This is a genomic window from Acinetobacter sp. GG23 (assembly GCF_057766365.1).
The window spans coordinates 188,947-213,761 of record NZ_JBYMDJ010000002.1 but is presented as its reverse complement, the minus strand read 5'-3'; the positions used below and the strand labels follow the sequence as shown (position 1 = coordinate 213,761).

General features: G+C 40.5%; 25 protein-coding genes, 2 tRNA genes and 1 pseudogene. 12 read left to right on the top strand and 16 right to left on the bottom strand.

Annotated elements, in window-relative coordinates:
- Window positions 1-24: 24 nt before the first annotated feature.
- From AC3CAU_RS04095 to AC3CAU_RS04085, 3 genes are read right to left on the bottom strand one after another with little or no spacing between them, the layout of a single operon-like run.
- Window positions 25-417 carry a DUF4870 family protein gene (locus tag AC3CAU_RS04095; RefSeq protein ID WP_447053749.1) on the bottom strand — a complete coding sequence of 131 codons (393 nt, stop codon included), beginning with the start codon at window positions 415-417 and terminating at the stop codon, window positions 25-27.
- Between the two features lie 30 nt (window positions 418-447).
- Window positions 448-1,071 (bottom strand): DUF1294 domain-containing protein, encoded by a 624-nt coding sequence (locus tag AC3CAU_RS04090; protein ID WP_447053750.1) that lies wholly within the window; start codon window positions 1,069-1,071, stop codon window positions 448-450.
- A gap of 18 nt (window positions 1,072-1,089) precedes the next feature.
- Window positions 1,090-2,040, bottom strand: a complete 951-nt coding sequence (locus tag AC3CAU_RS04085) for a homoserine kinase (RefSeq protein WP_131215247.1) — start codon at window positions 2,038-2,040, stop codon at window positions 1,090-1,092.
- A 113-nt stretch (window positions 2,041-2,153) separates the two neighbouring features.
- On the opposite strand from AC3CAU_RS04085, the gene hisF reads away from it, so the two are divergent.
- Complete coding sequence (gene hisF / locus AC3CAU_RS04080; RefSeq protein WP_131215250.1) at window positions 2,154-2,912, top strand: imidazole glycerol phosphate synthase subunit HisF; 759 nt, start codon at window positions 2,154-2,156, stop codon at window positions 2,910-2,912.
- 154 nt (window positions 2,913-3,066) lie between these two features.
- A complete protein-coding gene (locus AC3CAU_RS04075) occupies window positions 3,067-4,014 on the top strand; it encodes an IS30 family transposase (protein WP_447053751.1) in 948 nt (315 codons plus the stop codon).
- A gap of 306 nt (window positions 4,015-4,320) precedes the next feature.
- Here AC3CAU_RS04075 and AC3CAU_RS04070 read toward each other — a convergent pair whose 3' ends face one another.
- Entirely contained in the window at window positions 4,321-4,932 is a 612-nt protein-coding gene (locus tag AC3CAU_RS04070; protein ID WP_131215256.1) for a sterol desaturase family protein, read from the bottom strand.
- A gap of 111 nt (window positions 4,933-5,043) precedes the next feature.
- On the opposite strand from AC3CAU_RS04070, the gene AC3CAU_RS04065 reads away from it, so the two are divergent.
- Together AC3CAU_RS04065 and AC3CAU_RS04060 are read left to right on the top strand one after the other, a co-directional pair.
- A complete protein-coding gene (locus tag AC3CAU_RS04065) occupies window positions 5,044-6,045 on the top strand; it encodes an AraC family transcriptional regulator (RefSeq protein ID WP_131215259.1) in 1,002 nt (333 codons plus the stop codon).
- Between the two features lie 60 nt (window positions 6,046-6,105).
- A pseudogene (locus AC3CAU_RS04060) lies at window positions 6,106-6,354 on the top strand (MIP/aquaporin family protein); the annotation flags it as partial.
- 174 nt (window positions 6,355-6,528) lie between these two features.
- On the opposite strand, the gene AC3CAU_RS04055 reads toward AC3CAU_RS04060, so the two are convergent.
- Both AC3CAU_RS04055 and AC3CAU_RS04050 read right to left on the bottom strand, forming a co-directional pair.
- Complete coding sequence (locus tag AC3CAU_RS04055; RefSeq protein ID WP_131215265.1) at window positions 6,529-6,774, bottom strand: hypothetical protein; 246 nt, start codon at window positions 6,772-6,774, stop codon at window positions 6,529-6,531.
- Between the two features lie 69 nt (window positions 6,775-6,843).
- A complete protein-coding gene (locus AC3CAU_RS04050) occupies window positions 6,844-7,962 on the bottom strand; it encodes a DNA/RNA non-specific endonuclease (protein ID WP_131215356.1) in 1,119 nt (372 codons plus the stop codon).
- A 254-nt stretch (window positions 7,963-8,216) separates the two neighbouring features.
- Here AC3CAU_RS04050 and AC3CAU_RS04045 point away from each other — a divergent pair, with 254 nt between their 5' ends.
- Window positions 8,217-8,954 (top strand): hypothetical protein, encoded by a 738-nt coding sequence (locus tag AC3CAU_RS04045; protein ID WP_447053752.1) that lies wholly within the window; start codon window positions 8,217-8,219, stop codon window positions 8,952-8,954.
- An 83-nt stretch (window positions 8,955-9,037) separates the two neighbouring features.
- On the opposite strand, the gene AC3CAU_RS04040 is transcribed toward AC3CAU_RS04045, so the two are convergent.
- Window positions 9,038-10,918 (bottom strand): potassium transporter Kup, encoded by a 1,881-nt coding sequence (locus AC3CAU_RS04040; RefSeq protein ID WP_447053753.1) that lies wholly within the window; start codon window positions 10,916-10,918, stop codon window positions 9,038-9,040.
- Window positions 10,919-11,040: 122 nt separating this feature from the next.
- On the opposite strand from AC3CAU_RS04040, the gene AC3CAU_RS04035 reads away from it, so the two are divergent.
- The 5 genes from AC3CAU_RS04035 to AC3CAU_RS04015 all read left to right on the top strand — a co-directional run bounded on the left by AC3CAU_RS04035 (window position 11,041) and on the right by AC3CAU_RS04015 (window position 13,661).
- Window positions 11,041-11,131 (top strand) — tRNA-Ser (locus tag AC3CAU_RS04035).
- Window positions 11,132-11,406: 275 nt separating this feature from the next.
- Window positions 11,407-11,517 (top strand): hypothetical protein, encoded by a 111-nt coding sequence (locus AC3CAU_RS04030; protein ID WP_131215275.1) that lies wholly within the window; start codon window positions 11,407-11,409, stop codon window positions 11,515-11,517.
- Window positions 11,518-11,895: 378 nt separating this feature from the next.
- Window positions 11,896-12,954, top strand: coding sequence for a type II asparaginase (locus tag AC3CAU_RS04025; RefSeq protein WP_447053754.1), 1,059 nt, complete (start codon window positions 11,896-11,898; stop codon window positions 12,952-12,954).
- Window positions 12,955-13,221: 267 nt separating this feature from the next.
- Window positions 13,222-13,449, top strand: coding sequence for a hypothetical protein (locus tag AC3CAU_RS04020; protein ID WP_131215281.1), 228 nt, complete (start codon window positions 13,222-13,224; stop codon window positions 13,447-13,449).
- A 136-nt stretch (window positions 13,450-13,585) separates the two neighbouring features.
- Window positions 13,586-13,661 (top strand) — tRNA-Thr (locus AC3CAU_RS04015).
- An 85-nt stretch (window positions 13,662-13,746) separates the two neighbouring features.
- Here AC3CAU_RS04015 and AC3CAU_RS04010 read toward each other — a convergent pair.
- The 3 genes from AC3CAU_RS04010 to AC3CAU_RS04000 form a co-directional block, all read right to left on the bottom strand.
- Window positions 13,747-14,574 (bottom strand): SAM-dependent methyltransferase, encoded by an 828-nt coding sequence (locus AC3CAU_RS04010; protein ID WP_447053755.1) that lies wholly within the window; start codon window positions 14,572-14,574, stop codon window positions 13,747-13,749.
- Window positions 14,575-14,577: 3 nt separating this feature from the next.
- A complete protein-coding gene (locus AC3CAU_RS04005) occupies window positions 14,578-15,876 on the bottom strand; it encodes an FAD-dependent oxidoreductase (RefSeq protein WP_131215288.1) in 1,299 nt (432 codons plus the stop codon).
- Between the two features lie 429 nt (window positions 15,877-16,305).
- Window positions 16,306-17,193: a pirin family protein gene (locus AC3CAU_RS04000; RefSeq protein ID WP_131215292.1), complete on the bottom strand. Its 888-nt coding sequence runs from the start codon at window positions 17,191-17,193 to the stop codon at window positions 16,306-16,308.
- 307 nt (window positions 17,194-17,500) lie between these two features.
- On the opposite strand from AC3CAU_RS04000, the gene ycaC reads away from it, so the two are divergent.
- On the top strand, window positions 17,501-18,127 hold the full coding sequence (gene ycaC, locus AC3CAU_RS03995; RefSeq protein ID WP_131215294.1) for an isochorismate family cysteine hydrolase YcaC: 627 nt from the start codon (window positions 17,501-17,503) through the stop codon (window positions 18,125-18,127).
- Window positions 18,128-18,632: 505 nt separating this feature from the next.
- Here ycaC and ahpC read toward each other — a convergent pair.
- The 4 genes from ahpC to AC3CAU_RS03975 all read right to left on the bottom strand — a co-directional run bounded on the left by ahpC (window position 18,633) and on the right by AC3CAU_RS03975 (window position 22,664).
- Window positions 18,633-19,196, bottom strand: a complete 564-nt coding sequence (gene ahpC / locus AC3CAU_RS03990) for an alkyl hydroperoxide reductase subunit C (RefSeq protein ID WP_131215297.1) — start codon at window positions 19,194-19,196, stop codon at window positions 18,633-18,635.
- 212 nt (window positions 19,197-19,408) lie between these two features.
- Window positions 19,409-20,014, bottom strand: coding sequence for a single-stranded DNA-binding protein (gene ssb, locus AC3CAU_RS03985; protein ID WP_131215300.1), 606 nt, complete (start codon window positions 20,012-20,014; stop codon window positions 19,409-19,411).
- Window positions 20,015-20,065: 51 nt separating this feature from the next.
- Window positions 20,066-21,430 (bottom strand): MFS transporter, encoded by a 1,365-nt coding sequence (locus AC3CAU_RS03980; RefSeq protein ID WP_131215303.1) that lies wholly within the window; start codon window positions 21,428-21,430, stop codon window positions 20,066-20,068.
- Between the two features lie 148 nt (window positions 21,431-21,578).
- The gene (locus AC3CAU_RS03975) at window positions 21,579-22,664 is read right to left on the bottom strand and encodes a DUF475 domain-containing protein (protein WP_131215306.1); all 1,086 of its coding nucleotides are present in this window, start codon (window positions 22,662-22,664) and stop codon (window positions 21,579-21,581) included.
- 238 nt (window positions 22,665-22,902) lie between these two features.
- On the opposite strand from AC3CAU_RS03975, the gene tenA reads away from it, so the two are divergent.
- The gene (gene tenA, locus AC3CAU_RS03970) at window positions 22,903-23,574 is read left to right on the top strand and encodes a thiaminase II (RefSeq protein WP_447053756.1); all 672 of its coding nucleotides are present in this window, start codon (window positions 22,903-22,905) and stop codon (window positions 23,572-23,574) included.
- A 318-nt stretch (window positions 23,575-23,892) separates the two neighbouring features.
- Here the strand turns inward: tenA and AC3CAU_RS03965 are convergent, their stop codons facing one another.
- Both AC3CAU_RS03965 and AC3CAU_RS03960 read right to left on the bottom strand, forming a co-directional pair.
- Entirely contained in the window at window positions 23,893-24,234 is a 342-nt protein-coding gene (locus AC3CAU_RS03965; protein ID WP_131215312.1) for a GlpM family protein, read from the bottom strand.
- Window positions 24,235-24,298: 64 nt separating this feature from the next.
- A complete protein-coding gene (locus tag AC3CAU_RS03960; protein ID WP_131215314.1) occupies window positions 24,299-24,652 on the bottom strand; it encodes a DUF1304 domain-containing protein in 354 nt (117 codons plus the stop codon).
- Between the last annotated feature and the right edge of the window lie 163 nt (window positions 24,653-24,815).

Here is a 24,815-nt window from a genome sequence, read left to right as displayed (position 1 = left end):
GCTGCCTTTTATGATCAATCATTATTATTGATACATCGGTTGATTATCATTTAAACGAATAATACCGCGGATAGCCCGATAGACAATCCAGATCCAGGAAATACCCATCAGCGTAACACAGAACGTGGTTGCGATAAGTGCAACACCCGCAAAAAGATCGGTATTCTCACCGGTAAAAAACAAGAAAAAGAACGGAATAAAAGCAATAATGTTCCAGAATAAATACCACCAAAAGGTACGAATTTGCCAAGTAAAATGACTTTCGAAAATAGAGCCGCGTACATCGTTACGTTTGGCATAGTTAATAATTAAGGCAATAATTGCCAGTAAACCAGCTGAAAAAATAGCAATAATATAAAGTACATAAAGAATTAAAGTCAGAGTACGATTAGAGTCTTTATCTATAGAATAATTCATTGTTATACCTTTTAAAGTCATTGTTCTCTTTTAAATTTTAAGGATATTTAAAGGAGAAATTAGCCATAAAATCAAAAGAATGTTTAAGGCTATGGTACAAAAATAAATCTTTCTAAAGGGTTGTTTTTGTGTTTTATGGCGCAATTTTTCCTGTGCAAGCCATGCTGTAGGCCAGCCTCCAAGAAAGGATAAAATATGTAAAGTCTGTTCAGGTACACGGTGCTTGCCCATTAATGCTGCCTCTTTATCTTGCGCATACATCCAATAGGTCATGGCATTAATGATGCTGATAAATAACAGCACCATTCCACTTAATAAGCCCGCTATTGTGAAAACAGCCAAAGCTAAAATATAACCTACACAGGCAATTTGCATCGGTTTTAATTTTTGTGCTTGTTCATTGACGTTTTTCGGTTTTGGCAATATTTTTTGTGTTTGTGATGCTTTGAGATACATGACCTGTTGCGCACGGAAACGCCCTTCGCCATCCAGTAATACCGTATATTCCAGGGCACAACCGACAATAGGACGTGGACCTTGACGGGCAAAATCCTTAATATGTAAAAACACGCGATCTTTCGAGGTATCATTCGGTTGAATGAAACCATAGCCTTTTTCATCAAACCATTCGACTAATCGCCCCTGATCGCGCATTTTTATTTCCTATTTATTTTAAGCAGTCACAAATTTTAGTCTTTCTACAAGCATATTACGCATCTCTTGTGGATTTTTCTGCAAAATATCATCGCCAGTACGTCCCTGTTGTGCATTTTTTTGTGCCACTTGTAAACGCATCAACCAAAATCGAGCTGCTGCCTTCGCCAGATAGATCTCTAAACAGGCTTTTTCATCAGTCGTTAATGGACGTATCGTTTCATACGCTTCTAAGAACGCTTGTGCTTTAACTTCATTTAAATGTACATCTGGATATTCGGTACAGAAGTCATTTAAAGTAATAGCGATATCAAACAGGAACTCATCTTCATTCAGTTCGTAAAAATCCAGAATACCTTTTAATTCGTTGCCTTCAAATAGGGTATTGTCACGAAATAAGTCTGAATGAATAAAGCCTTTTGGACGGTTAGGATAGACCGCCGTTAAAGCATCATGCAAGCCCAAAACTTCACTCAATAAAATAGCATCTGCAGGATTTAAAGTCGGTTTTAATTCTTTAGCGACTTGTAACCAATAATCATGATTACGATATTCTGCCCGTTCTAAAGGAAAATCTTGTAATGCAATATGCATTTTTGCCTGCGCAATAGCAATCGCTTGTGCTTGTTCCACAGTCGATGGCATGGGGTGTTGGCCCATCATGCGTGGCGCAATTTGGGCAGGCTTATTTTTTAAAGTATGAATGGCTTTACCTTCATAATTTAATGGCACTGGCACCGCTAGACCATGTTTACCCAAATGCTCAAGTACAGGAACCAGCTCCCCTGCACCTTGCTCATCCATCTCTTCAAATATAGTCAGTACATACTGGGTAGCATTTTCACAGACTAAAAAATAATTCGTATTTTGAATACCTCCTTGAATGGGAATCAGGTCAATCACCTCTAATCCATAAGGTGCTGCAAAAGCCTGAACTTCCTGTAAAGTCAAAGGGGTATAAACCGACATAGAAAACCTGCAAAAAAACTTACATAATTTTGATAGAATACCTGCTCCAACTGCCAAGGTGTAGCACCTTCGTGGCGAAGTTTCATAATCGGCTGTTATTTTTGGAAAAAATTATGCTTGCTAAACGTATTATTCCTTGCCTTGACGTAGATAATGGTCGAGTAGTGAAAGGTGTGCAATTCCTTGATATTCGTGATGCAGGCGATCCGGTTGAAGTGGCACGTCGCTATAATGAACAAGGTGCCGATGAAATTACCTTCCTAGACATTACTGCCACCTCGAGCGGTCGTGACACCACTTACCGTACAGTTGAACGTATGGCAGAAAGCGTATTCGTTCCATTAACCGTAGGTGGCGGGGTACGTAAAGTTGAAGATATTCGATTATTGCTGAATGCCGGTGCAGATAAAGTCAGCATCAACTCGGCTGCAGTCTTTAATCCGGAATTTGTACAAGAAGCATCGCAACGCTTTGGCGCACAGTGTATTGTGGTCGCGATTGACGCGAAAAAAACTGCTGATCATAAATGGGAAATTTTCACTCATGGCGGCCGTAAACCGACTGGGATTGATGCCATTGAATGGGCAGTGAGAATGGCCGAATACGGTGCGGGTGAACTGCTGATTACTTCGATGGATGCAGACGGTACCAAAGCCGGTTATGATCTTAAGTTAATGCGTCAAATCAATAATCGCGTGAATATTCCAACTATTGCTTCAGGTGGAGTGGGCTGTTTACAACATTTAGCAGATGGGATCTTGCAAGGCGGAGCAGATGCGGTTTTGGCAGCCTCTATTTTCCATTTTGGTCAACACACCATTCCCGAAGCAAAACAATATCTGGCAGCTCAAGGCATTGAAATGCGTCTTTAATTTTTTGATGTGATCAAGCTTAAAAGGGTGTTTTAATAACACTCTTTTTTTATTTCTTGGATTCTCAAATGAAGTGCAACAGAGATTAAATTATTGGAAGGAAGCAAGATGAGCTAGCATTTTGCTTCCGACCGACCAAAGTCAAAGTTGCATCATGAACTATACTCATCTTACTCAAGAAGAAAGATATCAGATTTCTACATTGTTACGTGAAGGTTTTTCTAAACGTTATATCGCCTGGAGGCTAAATCGCTCACCCTCAACCATTTCCAGAGAAATAGCACGCAATCGAGCAAGGAATGGTTATTTCGCTAAACATGCCAATAAGTTAGCTCGCAGACGGCATTGCCCTAATCCTAAAAGAATCTCTTATGATACTTGGGTACAGGTCATTGCTTATCTTGATCTCCAGTGGAGTCCCGAACAGATTGCTTCTCATGTTTCAGTCAGTCTGCATTCCATATACAGGTTTATACAGCAGGATAAAAGCAAAGGTGGTGTGCTCTTCCACAACTTACGTCTCAGAAATCAAAGGAAGAGAAAATATGGCTCTATTGAGACTCGTGGCCAACTGACAAACCGCAAAAGTATCCACGATAGACCTGCTGAGATTGAGCAGCGCTCTCGCTTCGGTGATTTGGAAATAGATACGATTGTTGGCAAGAACCACCAACAATCCCTGGTTTCAATTGTAGATCGGAAGACAGGTTATCTTTGGCTGAAAAAGTGCAGCACGCGAAAGGCTGAGGAAGTTTGCCAAGCTACGATCAGATTATTGAAACCCATCAAAGCACATCTAAAAACAATTACCGCGGACAATGGGAAGGAGTTCAGCCTGCATGAGTATACTGCTCAGGAATTAGATGTCGACTGGTGTTTCGCTGATCCCTATAGTGCATGGCAGCGAGGAACAAATGAAAATACCAATGGATTGATCAGACAATATATTAGAAAAGGCAGTGACTTGAATGACTATACGGATGCATATATTGCAGAAATTACTCAACGATTGAATCATCGTCCAAGAAAAAGACTCGGCTTTAAAAGTCCGAGTCAGGTATTATGGCAACAACATGGTGTTGCACTTCAAATGCTAATCTAAGTTTTAATAAAGCAATAACAAAATTTGAGATAAAAAAAAGGAGTCTTTAAGACTCCCTATAAATCAAGAAAACTACAGCGCGATTTCTTGAAACGTAAAACAAAAAACATATCTATTTGCCGTCAAGTTATCTTACCACTTAACGATGCGGCAAATATAGAGTAAAAAATAAACGAAATATTGACTATCCATGCCGAAAATATTGACAATTTACGACATACCTTAAGAAAGACCGTCTATAGCGTATTTTTAGCTCAAAAGCTCAGTGTAATTCGTTGGCATTAAAATCTCATAAGATAAATTCCTTTATAGCTTCATTGATTCTTCAGGTAACCTTTCTACCCATTTTGCTGGAAAGTAACTATCTGCGACAAAATTCAATAGCTTGGAAATAGACTGGGGTAATGTGATACCTAATGGATTCTGTTCTTGCAAATTTTGGGATGAAATTACCCGGGTTCCCAGCAAATAATCAAACCAAGGCTTGGTCACACACCAGTTCGCATCCTGATTTGAGTTCATATGATGATCATAATGCCAGGGGATTTTTTTCATTGCCCAATCCGACTCTAAATGGGCACGTCGATGAATATAATAATAGTTGCAGGCGCTATACACCGCAGCCAGAGCCATGCCTTTAGAGACAGGATAAAACATTAAGCTGGTGCTGGTCGCTACCACTGCCAGAGAAACGATTTCATTTTTCGTACGCCAATTTGAAATGCCTTCAACATAGCCATGGTCGTAAAAATCCGTTTTTCGGACTTCACGATGATGCTCCCAATGCGATTTCATACTGTCAGGTACGGGACTATAACGCGGCTTTCCACTTCGATGAGTACCGTGCAAAATATATTTATGAGCGACCCATTCAAAGCCATTGGCCACCACCAATCCAACCAGAAAACCTTTCCACATATTTATTTTCTCCTCATCCTGTGTTGAATATAGGCAATGAACTGTGCTAAATATTGACCCTAAAATAAAACTTCATTGACAAATTACGACAACAAAAAGATCACGATTACGATGCAGCAATCAAAAGACTATACAGGCTCGGTATACGGTGGACTCGGGCATTTACTTTATGCTTATAGTCAAGCTAAGGGTCTCGCTATTTCTGAAAAACTGGAACGGGTTCAAAATCTTGAACGTTTTGACTTCAGTCTTTGGCGCGAGTTACTGACAGATATAGAACAACAGGTCCAAATTGCGACCTTGGGTCTGGACATTGCCGAACATATGCAACCCAAGCATCTCGGAATTATTGCTTACATTGCGTTGTCTTGTAACACCTTAGGCGAAGCTTTATATCGTTATCATGATTTTCATCGTTTGGTTTATGATGGCAGTAGCTTACATGTCAATATGCTTGGAGATTATTTGGCGATTGGCTGGGGAGAAATCCCTGTTCATTTGACCACTCAAGTCACTCATGAAATTGCTATCGCATTAATGCTGCAGTTTGTTAAACACTTTATGGATTTTGAAGACATACATTTACATGAGGTTCATTTTGTCCATCCGGTTCCAAAAAATATCGCGTTGTATGAGCAGTATTTCCATTGTAAAGTCCGCTTTTCTCAACCCACTGCTCAGATTATTATTCCACTTCAAGAACTGGCCAAACCCTTTCCTCAAGGCGATCAAACCTTACAACATTTACTGATGCAGCAAGCACATGCTTTACTTGATAAGCTCCCCAACTCCACTCAGCTTGATCATCGTCTGCAAAGGGCTATCTTGACCGGTCTTCAAAAAAACCGCTATCAAATCAAACCGATTGCTGAACAATTAGGCATGTCTGTACGCCAGTTGCAACGCCATTTACACCAGCAAGGTGCCACTTACCAGCAGCGTATGCAAGAAGTCCGACATCTGTTGGCCGAACAATATTTAAAAGATCCGCACCTAAGCCTCCAAGAAATTGCTTTATTGCTGAGCTATTCTGAACAAAGTGCCTTCCAACGTGCCTTTAAACAGTGGACGGGCTATACCCCCCAACAATGGCGACAACAGCAATACTCATAAACTCTGATTCCTTGTATTATTTATCGAGTCGTTATTTATCTAGTCATTGATGCCACCTGAGCAGCACTCTTTTTATATGTGATTATACAGGGTCAAGTAGGCACAGGCGGTTTTGCCAATAATAGATTTGCCGAGTTATCTGCGGGTAAATACTGTATGACTTCGGCTTTAATTATTAAGATTGTAATAGCTGCCATATTTATAATTGTGATTAGGGTCGCGACTGACCAACCTGCACCTGCGCGTCTTGCACCTGTTGCCACCAGTCTGGCTTTAACCCTGATTCATTTAATCAGTATTCCAATCACCCTCCTCGATAAAATCGGCACATAAGCTTTGATGTTGCTTAAGTTGCGAATGACCTTTCCAAGTATCAAAGAATGAATTCAAAGTTAAAAACTCCTATCAATTGTCAACCAATTGATATTACAGCTCTGATCAGCTTTTTTACGTTCCATGTGGAACATAATATTTTAATGATTTTTATAGAAATGGATTTTCAATTTCCTGTTCATCTTGACGATCAATTTTTTCAGGCAAATTGTCCTCATTTTCCAAAGCACTGACTACAGCATTTAAAAAGGCCTGTAAGGCTTTAGCAGCCTGCAAACCGGCCTGATCTTTAGTCAGCTGCAAGTTACCATAAATACTGACGCAATCTTCTTGGTTTTCTAAAGTGAGGTCGTGAATAGCATGCGATTCGCTACCATTTTCAAAAGGCTTGAACATTATCTTCTCACTGATCTTTGTTGTTATTTAAAAAGTAGCATGATTACCTCCATCCTACTTAAAAAAGGCTTATTTCAACAACTGTAAAATGTACTGTAAAAGTCCTTCGATCAATTGCTTAACAATCGTCTCTTGCGTATTTGGATCGATCGTCGGAGCTGCATTCTTGTTTTCACCCGATTGCGTCGTCGCCGCCTTTGAAGATGAACTTACAGAGGAAGATTTAAACTGTTTCTGCAAAGTGCTAAGCGCATCTGAACTGACCTCCTCGGCACATTGGCTTTCTGCATCCCAATATGAATAAGCAATTTTCTGAGTCGCTTTGACCGCACTTGCCCTTAATGGCAAATTGTAAGTATTACGCTTTTGGTCTTCTGTTAGCTGAGGGAAAATATTAATTCCCGTGAGATCTTCCAATGCACATATGCTGATCACCTGAACTTTTGGCGCAGTATTTTTCAGGGTGTTGTCGGCATAGTACACCCCTGCAGCCCCTGTTTTTGGCATATAGATGGCTTTGTAGGTCGCTGTTGGAACAATTACACCCTTACCAATGGTTTTAAGTTTTTTAGCAGCAAATACGGGGCCGGTCACCACGTAAACATCCTGCTTCTGCTTGGTCACAATCGCACGCGTGGCTTCTTCTAACTCACGCCAGACCTGCTGATTATTTTTTGGTGCTTGCGGCACCATATTGGCTAACGAAAAACTGTCATTCTGCGCAGCTTTATTCGGCATGTCGGCATTTGGCGCCATGTGTCCACGATCGTAACCCGATGCTTTATAGTCCGACAAGGTCGCCTGATGTTCTACTTTGACTTTGGATTCTTCATGAAAACTATCTTCACGTGGAATTTTTTGACTTAATCGTTGCGGAGTCAAAGCTTCCGCAACCCACAAAGGTGTTTTAGACACCCCTGAATACATCACATTGAAACCATTAAAGCACAAGGGATAAGTATTTTTATGAAGACTTTCTTTTGTCAAATAAGGGGGAATATCACGATAAAACTGGTCTAAACACGCTGAGTTTGATGAAGATGGTAATGAAACAAATTGCTGAATCTTTTCTTGTCCAAAGGCAATCGCAAAACTACTGGTCGCGACTAAGCCCAAAATAATTTTTAAACTATTTTGATTTAAAAGCTGCACCCAAGATTTACTGGTTTTACGTTTCTTAATTGCCATTTTCAGATAAACACTCATTTTCCTTGAGCTTAACAAGCAGGGAAAATGAAGTATATGTAGCGAAAGCTGTTTGTTTAACATTTAAACAAAACATGATTAACAAAAGCGCAGTTGTTGTAACAGTATGTCTAATTTTATAAAGCTTTTATAAAGACTCTTAATGGCTTTACGTATGTTTGATTGAAAAACCGATCCTAACTATGACAAGGTGAAAAGATGCAAGATTCGGAATTTTTATTTCTACGGAGTATTATATGCATTCGAAGCTTTTAGGTTTAAGTCTCGTTACAGGACTAATGAGTGCAACTGCATTCGCAGAACCCGCAATTCAACCTGGCGATTCTTTAGAAAGTTTATCTAAAGTTAAAGTGACTACTACCGTGAATGGTCAAGTTGGTTCGATTCAAGATTTGGTGACAAGTGGTCAAATCCGTATTGTCGATGCAGGTCAAGTCGCTACTGCACCCGCTGACGCGGGATCTGAGACCCAAAAGGTACAAACCAATTCAGCTGTAGATGTAAATGCACCTCAAGCTACGGATATAAATACAACAGCACAAGCCGTTGAAGCATTACCTGAGCAAACGAACAGTCCTGCCCTCGAGCAAACTGCCCAAGTTGCATCAGAAAATGTTGATCCAATGCAACCCAATGCGGAATTAGCTGCGCAGCAAGCTGAACAAGTCATGGATCAGGAAACCGCTGCACAGGCACCCGTAAATGAAACCAATGAAAATATTGCTGCAGCACGTATGACTTCATCGTCTCCTGATGCACCAGTAAATGCTGCGGATATGTCACAAACTGATGTAACCAATGAAGCTGTCGCTGCGGCACCAGTGAATACTGCTGAAACAAATGAAGCTTTCGCAGCTGCACCTGAAGCCGCACAACCTCAGGATGCGGTACAGGCTGCACCAGAAGCTGGTATTAATGATGCGCCTGTGAATGCATCTCCAGAAGCTCCAGCTCTAGAACAAACAGAGAACTAATCATTCTCTTTTCAGGCTTTATCCTCCAAATAAAAAACCAAGGATTTTCCACCTTGGTTTTTTATTATCTGATGTTGACCAAACTATATTTCGATTTGACTACCCAGCTCGACTACACGATTGGGTGGGATTTGATAAAAATCACTCACTGGACTGGTATTGCGTTGCATCGAAATAAACAGTTTTTCACGCCAAGGAGACAAACCTTCTCCAACCGTATGAATCAGTCGGTCACGCGAAATAAAGAAGCTTATTTGCATCATGTCGAAGTCAAAACCTAACTGTTCATAGGCCTGTTCCAGTGCTTCTGGAATATTGGGCTGATCTTTAAAACCGTAATACAGAGAAATACGATAAAAACGATTGTCCAGTTTTTCGACTTTGGTTCGCTCCTCCTGTGCTACATAAGGAATATCACGGGTCACTACCGTCACCATAATATTCATCTCATGCAGCACCTTGTTATGCTTGATATTGTGCAACATGGCATGCGGCACGATATTCGGTGTGCCGGTTAGAAAGACCGCTGAACCGGGAACAAATTGAGTTTCCGCACTCATACTAATACTTTTAATAAACAGATCTATCGGTAAGGCATCCTTTTCTAAACGTGCCAGTACGATTTCTCGTCCCGCTTTCCAGGTCATTAAAAGGGTATACACCGCAGCGCCGATCAGAATTGGCACCCATCCTCCAGAAATAATTTTTAATGAGGTGGAGGCCACAAAAACGAAATCGATCAATAAGAATGGTACCGCAAATAACAAAACTTTCCAGACCGGCCAACGCCAAAAACCGTAGGCCAGAAAAGAAATTAAAATCGTACCGCAGAGCATGGTCATAGTGACCGCCACACCATAAGCACTGGCTAAACTGGCACTACTTTCAAACAGTAAAATCAGGATAACCACCGAAATGAATAACACCCAGTTAATGAACGGCAAATAGATTTGGCCTTGCTCAACATCCGAAGTGTGATGGACGGTTAAGCGCGGCAAATAACGCAGCTGAATCGCCTGATTGGTCATGGAGAACACACCGGTAATCACCGCTTGTGATGCAATGACTGCCGCAGCAGTCGCCAAACCAATCATAGGAAATAAGGCCCAATCAGGAACCAGCATATAGAATGGATTGGCAATTGCATCTGGGTTACGCAGCAATAGTGCCCCCTGTCCTGCATAGTTAAACAGTAGACAAGGCAAAACGATAATGAACCAGGCCAGACGTATCGGCAAGCGACCAAAATGTCCCATATCGGCATATAAAGCTTCACCACCGGTTATGGTCAGAATGACTGCACCCATGGTGAGAAAAGCCACATAGGGTTGATGGACAATAAAGTTAAAGGCCCAATGTGGACTCACCATGGTCAATACAAATGGCGTTTGGATAATACTCCATACCCCGAGTGCACCAATGGATAAAAACCAAGCCATGGTTAATGGACCAAAGAATTTCCCCATAGTGGCCGTACCATGCCGCTGTACCAGAAACAATCCAGCCAAAATACCAATCGCTAGAGGCATTAACCACTGGTTAAACATCGGTGTCGCGATACTCAAACCTTCAATGGCTGACAGAACAGAAATTGCCGGGGTAATAATACCGTCACCAAAAAAAAGTGATGCACCAATAAATCCCAAGGCAATCAGGTAAATCTTTTTGTTCTCGGCAATACGTGATGTCCGCAGGTTCAATGCCAATAACGACATAATCCCCCCTTCACCATTATTGTCCGCACGCATAATAATGGTGACGTATTTGAAACTAATTGTCAGCATCATGCACCAGAAGATCAGCGACAAAATGCCAAGGACTGATGCTTCGCTAATAGCGAGATGTGCGGTGAGGAAACATTGCCGAAGCGCATACAGTGGGCTGGTGCCAATGTCTCCGAATACAACCCCAAGCGCTGCAAGGGTAATCACAGGCAAGGCGGCTTTCTTTGCAGTACTTTGCATATTTTGTCTTCGTTTTTAGACACTATTTTTTCGCCATCATATCACCGAGATAAAACTTTTGCTTTAAATCAATTGTTTCAACTTGGCAGAGGCGTTTTTTTTCGTTATTATCGCGGCGCAATGGTGAAGTGTCCGAGTGGCTGAAGGAGCACGCCTGGAAAGTGTGTAAACGTTTATAGCGTTTCGAGGGTTCGAATCCCTCTTTCACCGCCAAATTCGAAAGAACTGCACTCCAAAGCAGTGAAGAAAGGCTTAATTCTAAAGGGATTAAGCCTTTTTTTATTGTCTATAATCCGACATTTGATCCATCTAAACTAATGTATCGCTCTAGATAAGTTTCAACCGCAGCTTCTCGACGATTGCGTTAAGAGTGTTTTTATAATCAAAAAAAAATCGAAATGGGTCTATTTAAAAGCAGCCGAGCAGACCACTTTTCCTAAACAAATGGGATAATATGATCTAACTTAGGCCGAATCTTGGGGATTAATATGAGTTTTTTAAAAAAGAAAAATAAAGCGAGCTTTGTATTCTTTATCATTACACTTTACTCATTTATTGGATTCGGTTTGGGGTATGTTATTTGGGAATATTTTTTATAAATTCTTAATTATTCTAATATTTATTCCTGCTAAAACGCCCTGTACCCAGATATAAATCTTTTTATTTGGGTGGAGGGGCTACATTAAAATCAAAGGGTAGTTTAGTCTTATGGGTATCTTCACTTAGATACTTACTATCCCCTCTTTGTTAGAATTTTGCCTTTATTTCATTCATCTCATTGTTTTATCAATATAAAAATAATCTATTTAGCATTTTACTGTCGTTTATTCAGCCTATATAAAAATCATCAGTTGTTATATTTCTCATTATGAAATGCATATTTTAAATTAGGTATAGGCAAATCTAGTGTCTTTATATTACGTTATAAGTGGTACAAAAAATGATTGGATTGTACAGAACGTTTATAAGGAAAAATGATGAAAAAAACACTTACCGCCCTTTCTTTGAGCCTCGGTTTATTACTACCCTTTTCAACTTTTGCTAAAAATAATGTCGTGGTGGTCGCCACAGGCGGTACGATTGCAGGTGCAGGTGCCAGTTCCACCAATAGTGCAACCTATACCGCAGCCAAAGTACCTGTGGACGACTTACTTAAAGCTGTTCCTCAAATTCAGAACCTTGCAAATGTTACCGGTGTACAGGCACTTCAAGTTGCTTCGGAAAGCATTACAGACAAAGAACTTTTAACCATTGCACGTAAAGTCAATGAATTGGTGAAAAATCCAGATGTAAATGGCGTTGTGATCACGCATGGCACCGACACCCTAGAAGAAACAGCTTATTTTTTAAGCTTGACCGTTCATACGGATAAACCCATTGTAGTCGTGGGTTCTATGCGCCCACCTTCAGCATTATCCGCGGATGGGCCTTTAAATTTATATAGTGCTGTGGCGCTAGCTGCTGCCGACAATGCCAAAGCTAAAGGCGTTTTTGTGCTCATGAATGATGATATTTTTGCAGCACGTGATGTGACCAAAAGTATTAATATTCATACCAATGGCTTTACTAGTCAGTGGGGGGCATTAGGTACCCTGGTCGAAGGTAAAACCTATTGGTTTAGAAATGTGGCGAAACGTTTTAATAATGCCTCTGAATTCAATATTGAAAATATTAAAGGTGATACGTTACCTCTAGTTCAAATTGTCTATGGTTCTGGCAATATGATTCCCGATGCATATACAGCGTATGCAAAAGCTGGGGCAAAAGCCATTATTCATGCAGGTACAGGCAATGGCTCAGTGGCAAAAAATATTGTGCCAACTTTAAATGAGCTACAAAAACAAGGCGTGCAAATTATCCGTTCCTCACGTGTGCCACAAGGCTTTGTTTTAAGAAATGCAGAACAGCCCGATGATCAATATAACTGGGTGGTGGCGCATGACTTAAATCCACAGAAAGCAAAACTACTGGCAGCCCTTGCGCTTACCAAAACCCGAGATGCAAAAGAAATTCAGCGCATGTTTTGGGAATATTAATATTTAGATAAACTGAAGAAAGTATCCCTAGATACTTTCTTCATTCATGAAGTTAAAAGTCGTCATCTGTGGATTTAAAATTTAAAATAATGGCGCACATTTTGAAAATAAATTTAGACCTTCACTCCAGTATTACAAGACTCCATAAAAACTCAAAAAAATATCATCAAGCTGCAATATTCTGCTGATAATAATCATATTACAGAACCTTAGATCGAAGCCTAAAAGCTCATTCAACATATCAAAAACTGCTATTCGGGAGTAAGCATGAATACCAGCGATAACTATGTAAAACAGATCAAGAATGCGAAACGTGGTGGTTATACCCCAACCATTGCCAAAGACATGAATAAACATAAAATTCAGAAAGCTATACGTTTAATAGAACAATGGAGAAAGCTTGCAGATGAACTGAAGCCACAAATGCAAATAGACATGGCTTTAACATTAGAAGAATGCGCACAAGACTTAGCCCAGATCCTGAGGCCCAAATAAGCATTTTTATCTTTTAAATTCTTTTTGACTTACCCACCTTTGCGGTGGGTAATTTTTTTATCTTAAAGCTGGTAAATCAATCGTTCATTTTTTGGCTTGCGTTTTCAGCAAAATTCGCTATTATTCATCCCACGTTGCCGGCATAGCTCAGTTGGTAGAGCAACTGACTTGTAATCAGTAGGTCCACAGTTCGAATCCGTGTGCCGGCACCATTTTATACTTAGCCTCGCTTTTTAGTGAGGCTTTGTTGTTTTTGGGACTCATCTTTTTTCAAAATATTTAACCCATCATTATTTATTATTTTTTCGCGCTGATTTGCACGTACTTGACCACACCCTCTGCATACAGCTTGCGACATAACTTTGCTGTCATACGAATTTTAAATGCATCCAAATCTGTAGTCTGTGGCGATAATTGCTGCAAGGTGTGAAAATAATTTGCAAAACCCTGCAAAACGCCTTTAGATAAATCACGGATTTCAATCTCTGCAAACTCATAGCTCTGCAAGGTTTGCTTCAGAGCCGATTCAGTCATTAAATGATTTAAATTGACATCTGCCGCTTTTAATAACCACTGATACTTTTTTTTCTGGAATGAATTTAAATCCAGCCATTTCTCAGCCCAGATTAAATAATGAAAACCCAATCTGCCTTTTGAATTTAAAACACTTCCCGCTGAATCAAGAAATAAATTCAAATTTGAGTGATAGGCTGCATCGATACACAGCACCACATCAAAGCCAAATTTGAACTGAATCTGTTTTAAATTTAAAAAAGATTGTTGATGAATCGCAGGAAGTTCAGGAAGAAGTTTTTGAATTTGAATCACACAACTGGATTGTAATTCCACGGCTTCAATATTTTGAACATGGTATTGCTGTTGCCAATGAACCAGACTTGCACCCTGTCCACAGCCTAAATCCAGCAATCTGTCCTTTGAAGTTAAATGGACTGCTTGCGCCAACTGATCTGCCAATTGACGACAAGCCTCTGGATAGAATGATGTTGCATCATTCCAATAACCTAAATTACTCCAAGCAAGTTCAGCATTATCTCCCAACTGTTTTGCGTTTATCGCATACTTATGTTGTACAAATTGCTGCTGAACCGTTTGAAGCCATTTCATGTATTAGTAGCCGAGTTGTGGGGCAACTTCAACTTTAGGTTGTAATCCTACAAACGGCAATGGAGCATTAAAAATTTCCGCAATATTCATTGCTGAAGTCACTGCCGATTCTAAAAGTGGCAAACCATCACAAGACCAAGAACCGCAATAGAACACTTTACGGTTGAGATCTTTATGACGTTGTTGCAGTTCTTTATTTAAAGCCACTGTTTGTGAATCCACTACAGCACGATTTAACGTAACGCTGGAAATGACTTTCTTAGGATCAATGTCAGTCACCGGTTGCCAGGTTTGGAACACTGGATTTTTACCGACCAGGCTCGGCTCGACCGAATTCAACCATACTGTGAACTGTTGACGGGTAAATTTACGATCCATCATATAACTGAGTACCGCCCAATCTTTACGTTTGGGTGGCATTACGCTTTGATCGGTGTGAATCACCAATTGACCCTGTTCAAATTTGAATTTCTTTAACAGCGCAATATCAGCTGCAAATTGTTCATTATTTAAGAAGGTTTCAATTTTATTGGTCGGTGTGGCCACAATCACACGGTCAAAAATGCGCTGCTCACCTAGTGCATTTTCAATCAAAACACCATTGTCTTGTTCTTTAACTTGAGTAATGGCAGAACTATTATGAATTTCAATGCCTTCAATCAGCTTGTTTACCAATGCCGGAGTGCCGCCCTGAATACGCAGTAAAGCATCGCCATCGGTCAATTGACGCAAGAAGGTCAATAAAGGTTTTGCAGGCCATTCGCCAATAGTTTTTGGATTACAGGTACAAATGGTATAGAGCACTGGCATCACTGCGCCATGCCAGAATACTTCTTCAATATCATTATTATTTATAAATTCAGCCAGGGTAATATCCTGATTCTTTGATTTGAAGAATCGAGTGATAGCTGCTTTCAGTTGCAGCATGCCTTTGACCAGGCGCCAACCGTATTGCTGAAGTCCTTTACGGTTGTTAATAATCGGGAAATTACCAATACGGCTACGAGTAGTGGTTAACCATGTTTCAGTACGGTCTTCAAACAACCAGCTGCATGCCATATAGGTACGCACAGGGAAAGTGGGTATACCCAAATAGGTCGCCAGACTCAGGGTATTTTTCCACAAATGAGGATTCATTACACGCAAGGGTGCATCAATTAAGCCGCCTTCAAATTCAATGCTATGGCTATCCATACCACGTCCAGGCAATGCTTCAAAAATAGTTATGCTATGCCCTGCATCTTTAAGAATTCTGGCGGTAGCTAGCCCAGCCATGCCACTACCAATAACTGCAATATCCAAAATTATTATCCGTCAGTTACATATAAGATTCTTGAAATTATGAACCAAGCGAGATTAAAAGGCGGTATTAAAATATTCCAGAATATGTTTTTTTAACAAAAGTCCTCATCAGGGATATCAGCAAGATTTTTACATTTACTTACATAGAAAAAACCCCAAATAAATATAATAAAGTTTTAAAATTTATTAAGATAAATTTTAAAACATGTTAAAAAAAGCATATATATATTAACCAATATTATAACGATCGTTTTACAAAAGCCTAAAATATCACTATCATACCTCACCTAACAAATTGACCATCAGATCACACTTTTAACAACCCATAACTATGCAAATGCTGTAAAAACAAGAAAATTTATTTCGCAAAAAGCCCCTAAATATTTTAGGGGCTTCTTTATTTCTTATATGATCAAGGAATGGCCAAAATTAACTGGCAACCGGGATCTCACCAAACTTGCCGCTATTAAAATCATTAAAAGCTTGCACGATTTCATCCTTGGTATTCATTACGAAGGGACCATAGCCTTGAATGGGCTCATTCAAAGGTTGACCAGTTAGCACCAAAAATTTACTGTCTTTAATCGCCTGTAATTGAATATTGGCTTCACCATCTTGAGCAAACATGACAATGGAACTGTCTTGAACATGCTGCGTTCCGTTCAACTGCATTTCACCGGATAGCACCACAATCAATACATTGTGATCGACCGGTACATGAATGTGATGAATATGTTCTGCTTTTAATTCACCATCCCAGACATTTACAGGACTATAAGTAGAGGCAGGGCCGCTATGTTCTGTATCACCCTGTAGATAGCGCCCTGCAATCACGCGAATATGCCCGGCACTCTCGTCAAGTTCAATGACCGGAATCTCTTGTGCTTCAATAGCCTGATATTTAGGCGGGGTCATTTTATCTGCCGCAGGCAAATTCACCCAAAGCTGCACCATTTCAAAGAGTCCCCCATTTTTAGCGAATTCTTCAGAGTGAAACTCTTCATGCATCAAACCTGCACCTGCAGTCATCCACTGTACATCACCGGTTTTAATCTGACCGCCACCGCCTGCTGAATCTTTGTGAGTCACCCCGCCTTGATAAGCCAGCGTCACCGTTTCAAAACCACGATGCGGATGTGAACCCACGCCATGCTGCTGCGTAGTCGGGCTAAAATGATAGGGTGCTGCGTAATCCAAGAGCAAGAATGGACTAATCGCCTGACCTAAGCGGTCGTAGGAAAACAGGTTCTTAACTGGAAAACCATCTCCGACCCAATGCATGTTCTGGTTACGGTAAACACCAATAATTTTTTTCATTTCAAAGCTCCTATCACTAGGAAATAATATGGATTTATCTTAGAACTTTTAAAGTCACCAGCCTAGCGCATGAGCAATATACAGCGTCCCAGGAATGGGATAATTCTATTTTTTACACTCAAAAAGAATACAAAAAATAGATCATTTTTATCAATCTTCTGAGGCTACTCATCCTATGATGAGGCTTCCCCCTTTCACACACTTCACGTTTTTACTGTAGGTCATAATGAAAATATTCAGAAGCTGAGGTCAGCGTTTTATGCTCGGTCCATCAGCCTCCATAATGATTAAAAAGAGGACTACAAAAATGGGCAACCCCTATGTTCGTTTAGATAAAGATAATGCAGCAGTTTTACTGGTCGACCATCAAACTGGATTACTGTCATTGGTTCGTGATATCGATCCGGATAAATTCAAAAATAATGTTTTAGCATTAGCTGCCTTAGCTCAATATTTTAATCTTCCCACTATTTTAACCACCAGTTTTGAAAACGGGCCCAATGGGCCTCTGGTTCCGGAACTGAAAGAAATGTTTCCGGATGCGCCCTATATTGCACGTCCGGGTCAAATTAATGCTTGGGATAATGAAGATTTCGTCAAAGCAGTAAAAGCCACAGGTAAGAAACAGCTGATTATTGCTGGGGTGGTAACTGAAGTCTGTGTGGCTTTCCCTGCACTTTCTGCACTGGAAGAAGATTTTGAGGTATTCGTGATTACTGATGCTTCCGGTACATTCAATTCTTTAACCCGTGACTCGGCATGGAATCGTATGTCAAATGCAGGTGCGCAACTGATGACTTGGTTTGGTGCGGCATGTGAATTACATCGCGACTGGCGTAATGATGTGGAAGGTTTGGGCGCATTGTTCTCGAATCACATTCCTGATTATCGCAACCTAATTCACAGTTATAACCAACATAGCACTCAAAAATAAGATTTTTTCTTATAAATAAGCGATCTTCGGATCGCTTTTTATTTTGTTTTATAACCTCCTTCTTTTTATCTTTTTTCAGCCACAATAAAGAGTTCTTTACCCAGTTTAAGCATGATTTATACATTCATTTGATGATTAACTTCTTTGGTGGTGAAATATGGTGGATTTAGTGCAACAATTGATGCCAGCAATCTCATCAAATCAAATTTCAAACATAGTTCGCGGCATACAAAAATCATAATATTATTGGCATTTGAACAACCGTACGCATGATGAAGTCATTGATATTCCGCTGCAACCACGGATTAAAATTAATAATTTTGTCGGAGTTTCCATGCAGAAGATCAACATCTGGTGATGGAAAGACTGTTTGATTATCTGGTTGAAGGTTTAATAAATTTAGCCAAAGATCATTTAGGTTATGCGCTTTAAGTTAACAGATGGTGCATATAAAAAATCCAGGAGCTAAGTCCTGGATTTTTTGGGAGAGTATTTTAACTTGAGATTAAATTTTACCAATCAAGTCGATTGAAGGTGCAAGTGTGGCATCGCCTTCTTTCCATTTTGCCGGGCAAACTTCACCCGGGTGCGCATGTACATATTGCGCTGCTTTCACTTTACGTAGAAGCTCTTGAGCGTCACGACCAATACCACCGGCATTGATTTCAATAATCTGGATTCTACCTTCTGGGTCAACCACAAAAGTACCACGGTCTGCCAAACCTTCAGACTCAATTAAAACTTCAAAGTTTTTTGCCAAAGTCCAGGTTGGATCGCCGATCATTGGATACTGGATTTTCTTGATTTCCTCAGAACTGTCATGCCAAGCTTTATGAGTAAAGTGGGTATCTGTAGATACTGAATAAATCTCAACGCCCATTTTTTGGAATTCAGCATAGTTATCTGCCAAATCACCGAGTTCTGTTGGACAAACAAAAGTGAAGTCTGCAGGATAGAAGAACACCACTGACCATTTTCCGATCATGTCTTTTTCAGACACTTGAATGAATTCACCATTTTTATACGCTGTTGCATTGAATGGTTTTACTTCAGTATTAATTAAACTCATTAAATATTCCTCTAACTTACTTCTGGGATTGCTTATCTTGTGAAGCAAGAATACGAAAGTTTCTCAAATAGGTAAAACCGTACTTTTTTATAAAAACAATCGAATTATACGATCAATTATTCCTATTCATTTTATAAAAGTGATTGGTTTAGGCAATAAAAAAACCCTCTGCAATGAGAGGGCTTTGGAGATGACTTGCCGTTCTAATTCAATTAAAAAGGTAAATCGTCATCTAGATCAGCAGGTGCAGCGACAGGCGCAGCAGGTGCTGATTGCGGTGCTTTCGGCTGGAAAGCAGACGGATTATTGTTTGCATAACCGCCTTGCTGGTTGTTATTAAAACCACCACCTTGATTATTGCCATAACCGCCTTGGTTATTGCTATTGTTATTATTGTTGTTATAACCGCCGCCTTGGTTGTTGTTGAAACGTGGTTGATTATAACCCGCGTTGTCACCACCCGCAGTTTGTTCACCTTGCTGACGGTTACTATCTAACATTTGCATTTGTTCACCACGAATTTCTGTGGTGTAGCGTTCTTGACCACTTTGGTCTGTCCACTGACGCGTACGCAATGAACCTTCGATATAAACTTTTGAACCCTTACGTAGATATTGCTGTGCAATTTCACCTAAGCGGTTATGCAACACAATACGATGCCACTCAGTTTGCTCTTTACGCTCACCAGTATTTTTATCAGTCCACGAATCGCTAGTTGCAATTGAAAACTGAGTAAGAGAACCACCATTCGGAAAAGTTTTGGTTTCAGGATCTTTACCTAAAGTTCCGACTAAAATTACTTTATTAACACCACGCATCAGACGTACACTTCCTATTTATTTCTATATTTTACTTTATAAGAGTTATGCTTAAATGGCTATATCTTTACCTAACAACTGCGTTAAATCTTGTCGCGCAGCTTCATTTATAAGCTGCTTATCAATTTTAACATAAGCAAATTGCTGATCAGACATCACCACAACCTCTTCAATACCACGAATTGCCAAAAGTTGAGAAGTCCACTCATCCGTTTGTTTGGTCTCAGGTAAACGCAAAACCAAAGATGAAAGATAGCGCGGTTGAGCCAAGCCAAAACTGATTAGCAACCAGACAATGGCGATACCACTTAAGATACTCCAACCCAAGGCCGTATTATTGAGTAATAAGAGTTGACCACCAATCATACCGCCAAAAAATGCTCCTAAAAACTGACTGCTGGCATTCACACCCATCGCTGTGGCTTTAGACTGAATCGGTGCGGATTTAGAGAGCCACGAAGGCAACAGCGCTTCCATTACGTTAAAGGCAATAAAGAAGAACCCCAAACCTGCCAATAAAATATATTTGGATTCATAGCCAAAAATCAGTACCAGTAAACCCAGAATAATCCCGCCAATTGCAGTCAGGAAAATGCCGCGCATTTTACGATATTTTTCCGCCAAAATAATACTTGGAAAAGCAAAAAACAGGCTAATCACTAGTAAAGGCAAATACACCAGACCATGACTGGCCAATGGAATATCAGCAAACTGAATCAGTTGCGATGGCATATAAATAAACATCGCTGTCAGCAACAGATGCAGTGCAAACACGGAAACATGCAAGCGGTTTAAATCGCCCATTTTCAGCACCTGTTTCAGTTGTGCGAGATAACCTTGCTGATAATTTTTATGATGACGGGTGACTTTGGGAACCAGCAGTAACATGGAAATTGCCGCCAGGCCCATAATGGTGGTCACCCAAAATAGTCCGGAAATACCGACCAGACTCGTGAGCCAAGGTCCAAGACTAAACGCGAGCATAAAAGAGAACCCGATACTCATCCCCATAACCGCCATGGCTTTGCTGCGCTGTTCTTCACGGGTGACATCAGCTAACAAAGCCATGACGACCGCAGAAACCGCACCGCCGCCGGCAATCGCACGACCAATGATCACGCCATAAATGGTTTCAGACATCGCGGCAATTGCACCACCGAGTGCGAACAACAATAAGCCTAAAACGACCAAAGGCTTACGGCTAAAACGGTCAGCCAGCAAGCTAAATGGAATCTGTAAAATGGCTTGGGTTAAACCATATACGCCGACCGCCAGACCAATCAGCGCAGGCGTTGCGCCTTGATATGACTGTCCTGCTACAGAAAACACAGGAATAATCATGAACAAACCCAACATACGCAGTGCAAAAATACTGCTCAAGGCAAAGGTTGAACGGCGTTCTAAAGCATTCATCATATCAGTAAGCTTAGGTTTATAAGTTTAATTTCGATGGGCTATCCTACAACATTCATGTTCTGGATGCTGATTTATTCAAAGGGCAGCCCTCATAAAAAAGGGCGCATTTTCATGCGCCTCTATTGTAACCGTTTTTCTTAAAAAACCATTAACCGATCCGTTCTTGACGCTTGCTATATTGAATGGATGCAATGACTGCCCAGACAATAAACGCGACCCCAATCAAACCGGTCACGACTTCTGGTATATGTAACCCGGCACCACTCGCCAGCATAATGAATGCCAAAGCACCAATGGCATAATGCGCGCCATGCTCAAGGAAAACATAAGCATCTAGTGTGCCTTTTTCGACCAGGTAAATGGTCATTGAACGCACAAACATGGCACCAATCGCTAGACCCAGCATAATGATCACCACATCCGATGTAATCGCAAAAGCACCGATGACACCATCAAAGCTGAATGACGCATCAAGTACTTCAAGGTAAAGAAAACCACCAAAACCGGCTTTAATCACACCTGTAGATGCTCCACTGGCATCATGTGCCACAGCATTGCCCTGTTCATCAATTTCAGGTTCACCGCCTAACAAGTGGCTCAGGACTTGAACCCCAATGTAAATGACGATACCCCAGATCCCTGCCATGGTCACAGCTAAACGCGATGCTTCCGCTACATTGGCCGCCATGATCAGCAAGCCAACCAAAGCAATAAATACCGACATTGCCGGTACATTGGCAAGATTCGACAAACGTGCTTCAATCCATCTAAACCAGTGTGTATCTTTTTCACTATCCAGGAAGAAATTCAGAAATACCAGCAACAAGAATGAGCCACCAAATGCTGCAATTTCAGCATGATGTGCCATTAATTTCTCTGAATAAAGAATAGGATCATTGATCGCCATTTTCACGACTTCAAGCATGCCCATATCTGCAGTGACAGCCACTATCACAATCGGGAACACCAAACGCATGCCAAATACAGCAATAACAATGCCGACGGTCAAGAAAATCATTTTCCAGAAATGATCCCAACCGCGGAGTACCGAGGCATTCACCACAGCATTATCGAAAGAAAGTGACACTTCCATGACTGCTAGAATGGCAGTAATGGTGAGCGCCGTGAACATGGTCTTTAAACCTGCTTCTGGGCCATGGGTATAGCCCCAATATGCAGAAATAGCCAGACACACGATCGTAAAAATGATTGAGAAACCAAAATGTTTCATCATGATAGATCGACCTATGAACAAAGATGTATGGAGAGTAAATTCGGTAAAACTTAAAAACAGAAGCTTAAGATTTTATGCGCATAATTATGACGCCTTTTTGAGATTAATCCAAAATTCTTCGTATGATTTTTTTTGAAGATAAAATCACGCTTTGGGCTGCCGGATATCTTCGTGTGAAAACTCTTGTTATAGTCCTGCCTTCTGTAAATTCTTCTTTTAATAGCGTTAGGATGATGAGATGAGCTTTTCTCAAGAGGTTTGGCAGCGAAATCTGGATTTATATCAAAAAACTTTAGCCCTGCCATTTAACCAGGAACTTGCACAAGGTACGTTGAGCAAAGAGGTTTTTAGCCACTATGTGATTCAGGATGCGCATTATTTATTGGCCTATGGACGTGCGCTGGCAATCTGTGCTGCGAAAGCTTTTGAAGCTGATGACGTGATTCAATTTGCAGAAGCTGCTCGCATTGCCATTGTGGTTGAACGCAGTCTGCATGATGGTTTCATGCAGGAATTTGATATTACCAAAAAAGAATTTGAATCCACTCCTTTGACCTTGGCTTGTCATCATTACACTTCATTTTTAACTGCAACGGCATGGTCTGAAAGCTATCCGGTGGTGTTGGCTTCCTTACTTCCCTGTTTCTGGATTTATGCAGAAGTCGGTAAAGATATTGTTGATAATTCAATACCGAATAATTCGTACCAAGCTTGGGTCGACACCTATTCAGGCGAAGAATTTAATGAAGCAGTACGAAATGTGATTGCCACCATTGATAAAGTCGCAGCGCGCTGTGATGCCGATACGCTTGAGAAAATGCATCATGCCTATACCACAGCCGCCAAACTGGAATGGCTGTTCTGGGATAGTGCTTATGATCAGCGCCAATGGTTAGGTTTGGATGAATAGACTTCTTTCATAAGTCATTTTTCAATCCCTACAAATTCCTCATAAAAATAAAATAAAAGATAAATTTAGCAAGTATTTGATTCATGAGTGTAGCATGGATGCCACACGTTTTCCATCACGACAAGGATGTCGTGTATGGTGGAACAAAAGGTTTTTGTCTACTTTTGACCTTTCAAAAGTAGAGCTAATGCCTACGCAAAGGTATAGAAATTGAATCAGTTAAATGAGGCAGTTCTGATTTTTAAAAATCTAATATGGAACATATTTTGATTTTCACAAGTTATCTAATTACTAGTCATAAAAATGCATTGTTTGTTTTTAATTCTGAAACATCTGCCAGCCATAAATCAGGCCGGCCGCAGCCACCATCCAGCATAGCGTCGCTATACCCAGACACGACCACATCGACATTTTGGTTGCCAATACATACACCAAAATCAAATAAATAAAATAGGGAATAAGCGACCATAAACCGAATAATGCGGTTTTACGCAACGCTTCTGCGCCCTGCTGTTGCGACACAATCACATGTGCAATTAGAGCAAAAGTCGGAAATAGTGGAACCAGCCCGGCAATATAAAAAGCTTTACTCTTGGAAAGGAGAGAAATAATTAAAACAACCGCTGCCCCTAAACTACATTTTAAAAATAAAGCCAGCATCCCTATCCATCCAAACAGATCAATTCATTCAATCACATAGTCTACGCCGCAAACTATCTTTCGCTTAAATGAAATTCACCACAATCAAGGCAATCAATGCCGGTACAGCCTGAATATAAATAATCTTTTTACTGGCAGTGATGCCACCATAAATCCCGGCAACCAAAACACAGGCTAAAAAGAAATTGGCCAGTGCGGTCGCATAAGTTTCAGGTGCAAACAGCGACCAGATTAACCCGGCTGCCAAGAAACCATTATACAAACCCTGATTTTGCGCTAGAACTTTGGTCAATTTTGCCTTTTCTGCATTATTGCCAAAAGCTTTCATACCCATGGGTTTATCCCACAGCAACATTTCAAGCACTAATATATAAACATGCAGTAATGCAATCAGTGCGATTAAAATTTTAGCCATCATGGTTTTAATTCCTTTTTTATTTTCATACTCTTGTACAGTGATTTTGCTTTTTTAGCACTCTCATATTTAACATGATTCACATTAAAAGTAACTTATTCAGACTTGTGAGTCTCACTAAAGCCCGCTACAGTCTTATAAAATTTAACTAAATTCATTCAGCCGA

What these genes read in the sequence shown, in the direction of transcription:
- AC3CAU_RS04095 (WP_447053749.1), bottom strand. Translation starts at nt 417, where the DNA reads ATGAATTATTCTATAGATAAAGACTCTAATCGTACTCTGACTTTAATT.
- AC3CAU_RS04090 (WP_447053750.1), bottom strand. Translation starts at nt 1,071, where the DNA reads ATGCGCGATCAGGGGCGATTAGTCGAATGGTTTGATGAAAAAGGCTAT.
- AC3CAU_RS04085 (WP_131215247.1), bottom strand. Translation starts at nt 2,040, where the DNA reads ATGTCGGTTTATACCCCTTTGACTTTACAGGAAGTTCAGGCTTTTGCA.
- hisF (WP_131215250.1), top strand. Translation starts at nt 2,154, where the DNA reads ATGCTTGCTAAACGTATTATTCCTTGCCTTGACGTAGATAATGGTCGA.
- AC3CAU_RS04075 (WP_447053751.1), top strand. Translation starts at nt 3,067, where the DNA reads ATGAACTATACTCATCTTACTCAAGAAGAAAGATATCAGATTTCTACA.
- AC3CAU_RS04070 (WP_131215256.1), bottom strand. Translation starts at nt 4,932, where the DNA reads ATGTGGAAAGGTTTTCTGGTTGGATTGGTGGTGGCCAATGGCTTTGAA.
- AC3CAU_RS04065 (WP_131215259.1), top strand. Translation starts at nt 5,044, where the DNA reads ATGCAGCAATCAAAAGACTATACAGGCTCGGTATACGGTGGACTCGGG.
- AC3CAU_RS04055 (WP_131215265.1), bottom strand. Translation starts at nt 6,774, where the DNA reads ATGTTCAAGCCTTTTGAAAATGGTAGCGAATCGCATGCTATTCACGAC.
- AC3CAU_RS04050 (WP_131215356.1), bottom strand. Translation starts at nt 7,962, where the DNA reads ATGGCAATTAAGAAACGTAAAACCAGTAAATCTTGGGTGCAGCTTTTA.
- AC3CAU_RS04045 (WP_447053752.1), top strand. Translation starts at nt 8,217, where the DNA reads ATGCATTCGAAGCTTTTAGGTTTAAGTCTCGTTACAGGACTAATGAGT.
- AC3CAU_RS04040 (WP_447053753.1), bottom strand. Translation starts at nt 10,918, where the DNA reads ATGCAAAGTACTGCAAAGAAAGCCGCCTTGCCTGTGATTACCCTTGCA.
- AC3CAU_RS04030 (WP_131215275.1), top strand. Translation starts at nt 11,407, where the DNA reads ATGAGTTTTTTAAAAAAGAAAAATAAAGCGAGCTTTGTATTCTTTATC.
- AC3CAU_RS04025 (WP_447053754.1), top strand. Translation starts at nt 11,896, where the DNA reads ATGAAAAAAACACTTACCGCCCTTTCTTTGAGCCTCGGTTTATTACTA.
- AC3CAU_RS04020 (WP_131215281.1), top strand. Translation starts at nt 13,222, where the DNA reads ATGAATACCAGCGATAACTATGTAAAACAGATCAAGAATGCGAAACGT.
- AC3CAU_RS04010 (WP_447053755.1), bottom strand. Translation starts at nt 14,574, where the DNA reads ATGAAATGGCTTCAAACGGTTCAGCAGCAATTTGTACAACATAAGTAT.
- AC3CAU_RS04000 (WP_131215292.1), bottom strand. Translation starts at nt 17,193, where the DNA reads ATGAAAAAAATTATTGGTGTTTACCGTAACCAGAACATGCATTGGGTC.
- ycaC (WP_131215294.1), top strand. Translation starts at nt 17,501, where the DNA reads ATGGGCAACCCCTATGTTCGTTTAGATAAAGATAATGCAGCAGTTTTA.
- ahpC (WP_131215297.1), bottom strand. Translation starts at nt 19,196, where the DNA reads ATGAGTTTAATTAATACTGAAGTAAAACCATTCAATGCAACAGCGTAT.
- ssb (WP_131215300.1), bottom strand. Translation starts at nt 20,014, where the DNA reads ATGCGTGGTGTTAATAAAGTAATTTTAGTCGGAACTTTAGGTAAAGAT.
- AC3CAU_RS03980 (WP_131215303.1), bottom strand. Translation starts at nt 21,430, where the DNA reads ATGATGAATGCTTTAGAACGCCGTTCAACCTTTGCCTTGAGCAGTATT.
- AC3CAU_RS03975 (WP_131215306.1), bottom strand. Translation starts at nt 22,664, where the DNA reads ATGATGAAACATTTTGGTTTCTCAATCATTTTTACGATCGTGTGTCTG.
- tenA (WP_447053756.1), top strand. Translation starts at nt 22,903, where the DNA reads ATGAGCTTTTCTCAAGAGGTTTGGCAGCGAAATCTGGATTTATATCAA.
- AC3CAU_RS03965 (WP_131215312.1), bottom strand. Translation starts at nt 24,234, where the DNA reads ATGCTGGCTTTATTTTTAAAATGTAGTTTAGGGGCAGCGGTTGTTTTA.
- AC3CAU_RS03960 (WP_131215314.1), bottom strand. Translation starts at nt 24,652, where the DNA reads ATGATGGCTAAAATTTTAATCGCACTGATTGCATTACTGCATGTTTAT.